General features: G+C 52.1%; 4 protein-coding genes and 1 tRNA gene. 3 read left to right on the top strand and 2 right to left on the bottom strand.

Annotated features, from left to right (window positions below; all coding sequences use genetic code 11):
* Positions 1-463: 463 nt before the first annotated feature.
* Positions 464-536, top strand: a tRNA-Ile gene (locus AC0QH1_RS18880).
* 152 nt (positions 537-688) lie between these two features.
* Here AC0QH1_RS18880 and AC0QH1_RS18875 read toward each other — a convergent pair.
* Positions 689-1,069, bottom strand: coding sequence for a hypothetical protein (locus AC0QH1_RS18875; protein ID WP_324632811.1), 381 nt, complete (start codon positions 1,067-1,069; stop codon positions 689-691).
* 100 nt (positions 1,070-1,169) lie between these two features.
* Here AC0QH1_RS18875 and pyrE point away from each other — a divergent pair, with 100 nt between their 5' ends.
* Positions 1,170-1,799, top strand: coding sequence for an orotate phosphoribosyltransferase (gene pyrE / locus AC0QH1_RS18870; RefSeq protein ID WP_324632810.1), 630 nt, complete (start codon positions 1,170-1,172; stop codon positions 1,797-1,799).
* A 288-nt stretch (positions 1,800-2,087) separates the two neighbouring features.
* On the opposite strand, the gene AC0QH1_RS18865 is transcribed toward pyrE, so the two are convergent.
* On the bottom strand, positions 2,088-2,966 hold the full coding sequence (locus tag AC0QH1_RS18865) for an isocitrate lyase/PEP mutase family protein (RefSeq protein WP_324632809.1): 879 nt from the start codon (positions 2,964-2,966) through the stop codon (positions 2,088-2,090).
* A 24-nt stretch (positions 2,967-2,990) separates the two neighbouring features.
* Between AC0QH1_RS18865 and AC0QH1_RS18860 the strand changes: the two genes are divergently transcribed.
* Entirely contained in the window at positions 2,991-3,128 is a 138-nt protein-coding gene (locus AC0QH1_RS18860) for a hypothetical protein (RefSeq protein ID WP_324632808.1), read from the top strand.
* The last annotated feature ends 12 nt before the right edge of the window (positions 3,129-3,140 follow it).

Genomic DNA, 3,140 nt, shown 5'->3' with positions numbered 1-3,140 from the left:
GTAGGGCTTAGGCTGGTCAGCTACCTAAAGTCAGGGGCTAGAAGCCCCGTCTCTTTAGAGCGGGGTGCTGACAGTTCTTTTCACTGTGAGGCGTTCGCCTTGAATGTCCACGCTATCCCGTTCCTGGATCCTCTGAGACTCCCCCGGGCGGGGACTCCTCCCCGGAAAGCTCGTCTCTACAGAGGTCCGGGAAAATAAGCGATCGCTGTTTAATACATCTTTCACTTTAAACAATCCGTCTGCGGCATTGTAAAATGAATTTCCGCCCGATGGCACCCCTAGACATCCTTTGCCCAGTCACGTTATAATCATATCGCCAGGGCGATCGCATCTCGGTTGGTCGCGGGCAGGAATTCACTCCTCCCCTGAGTGCAAGTTCCATCGCCATGCAGGCTGCTGACTCAATCGCCCCAGAAACTCGTGCAAGTCGCGCGAAAGATGCTATAATAGCAGATAACAATCACGGCAGTTGGCCGAGCGGATTAGGCAGCGAACTCATAATTCGCCTTAGGCAGGTTCGACTCCTGCACTGCCGATTCACACACAGAATCCTCCCCTGTTTCCAAGCCCTCCTCGGAGACAGGGGAGTGCCGATCGCCCCGTTACACCCACCAGCGCGATCGTCACTCTCCTGTGTCTTTCTCCTCCCTCGCTTCCCTTGACCATGCCCTCCCACATCTAACTCCTGTTAAGGAATTAGAATCTGACCCTCGGGAAGATACAGGGGAGAGGTCAGCAGGGACTCATCAAATGGATTGTCTAAATCGGGGGTTCGAATTATCGGATCGCTAGAGGTTTGCACTTCCAGGACCGCTTCGTAAACTCGGTTCAACTTTTTGGCATCCCCGGCGATCTGCCCCTCGGGATAGGTAAACGGCAACAGGTAATAGCCAATTTGGCTAAATAAGGAACGATTTTGGTAAAAGGTTCCAGAGCGATCGAAAAACGCCTCCTCGAATTGCTCGTTAATGGTCAGGGGTCTATCTTGGGCGATCGCCTCTGGCGCAGTCCCTACCGCAGCAGCAAGAACCACTACCGCCCCAATTAAGCGTTTCAATCCAACTTTCATTAACATTTCTCCTCACGTTTTAGCTAGATATTAACTCAAATTCCAAGATAAAATAGCGATCGGCTCAATTGTGGCCGATTAACTTCGTTTGATTTTAATCATGACCGACACCACTCAATCGCGCTCTGACATTTTTCCCTCACCCGCCACCACAGATCTGCCCACAGTGCGATCGCAACTGCTCGATTTATTCTGCCAGTTGGCCTACCGCGAAGGGGATTTCATCCTCTCCTCGGGTCAGCATAGCAGCTATTATATCAATGGCAAACAGGTGACGCTTCATCCTGAAGGCGCATTAGCCACCGGGCGGATTTTGCTGTCCATGCTCCCTCCCGACACCGAGGCAGTGGCGGGCTTGACTTTAGGCGCTGACCCGATCGTGAGCGCCGTCAGCGTGGTTTCCGCCTACGAAAATCGCCCCCTCCCGGCGTTGATTATCCGCAAAGAAGCTAAAGGACATGGCACGAAGGCATATATCGAAGGCCCCACCCTGCAACCCGGTGCTAGAATAGTGGTTTTGGAAGATGTGGTAACAACCGGGGCCTCGGCGATGAAAGCCGTCAACCGCCTGCGAGATGCCGGCTATCGCGTGGCGGAAGTCATCTCTCTGGTGGATAGGCAACAAGGCGGCGCTGAATTCTATCAGCAACAGGGGTTAAAGTTTGAGGCAGTCTTTACAATTTCTGAGCTGCAAAAGCATTATTCACAATTGCCGCAGTCTGGGGAATAAATTGCCGGATTGCTGCTAATATTGGACGCAAACCGCGCGTTTTTATTATTAAAATGAGCGGCGATAGTCATCGCCGCTCTAGATTTGGGTTGAGTTAAATCGAACATAATATGTCCCTCGTTCTCCCTTTGCCGGAATAATTATACTAAAAATTTGCCCGACCCGGTACTTGACTTCTCTTTTGTTTCCCGTCTTTCCATGATTCATCCCGTTGAAGTGACCCAGCCGCAAATTTTATCCATATCGCCGCTGCGATCGCTTCTATATTCTCTCAAGGACAATCTGCCCTTAATCCTCTTCTGGCAAGGGGGAAAATTCTCGTTCTAACTGCCGATATTTTGGCACGTCGATAATTTTTTCAAACTGCTGAAAATTGACTAATTTATCGAAACCTTCGGTGGTTTGATGGTCTTTTAAATGCCGAAAGCAATCGGCGATCGCCTTGGTGGCGGCGAACAAACCGGCCAAAGGAAACACGGCAATTTTAAACCCCAATTCTTCCAATTGTTGGGCGGATAAAACCGGGGTTTTGCCCCCTTCTATCATATTGGCAAATAAGGGTACATCGGGCAATGCTGTGGCGATCGCTTGCAATTCTGCCACGGACTGGGGTGCTTCTACAAATACGATATCCGCCCCGGCTTCAAAGTAGGCGCGACCCCGACGGATTGCCTCTTCTAACCCCAAGGGTGCCCGAGCATCGGTGCGTCCCACAATGACTAAGTTGCTCTCACTTTTGGCCCGGACTGCGGCTCGAATTTTGGCAATTTGTTCCTCGGCGGGAATCACCCGCTTGCCTTGGAAGTGACCGCACTTTTTCGGCCATTCTTGGTCTTCCAAGATAACCCCGGCTGCTCCTGCCCGCACGGCATCGGTCACGCTGCGTATCACATTGAGAGCATTGCCATAGCCAGTATCGAGATCGGCTACAATGGGTATGTTTGCGGCTTGGGTCATTCGCTGCACTGTGTATAGCATTTCCGTGGCAGTGAGAAAGCCGTAATCTGGGCGTCCCAAGGTGGAAGCGGAAATTCCAAACCCACTGGTAAAGGCCATTTCAAACCCGACTCGTTCGGCGAGTTGGGCGCTGATGCAGTCATAGACGCCGGGAACCACTAGCAGTCCGGGGCGATCGAGCAGTTGTCGCAATTGCTGAGCTTTTGACATGAGGGGAAAAGGGATAGGGGGATAATGGGGAAAGCGATCGCGGAGGCGATCGCTGGGGGCGCGAGTGGCGATCTCGGATCCGCATCCGGGGTGGGCCTAGGCGCTCATCAGAAATTAGGGTTGGTAAGGGGGAGAACGGAAACCCTCGTCATTTATGCGTAGGGAGGAGTTCTC

The organism is Phormidium sp. CCY1219, assembly GCF_055795085.1.
Note: the sequence above shows the minus strand (reverse complement) of the source record. Positions and strands in the feature narration are given on the sequence as shown.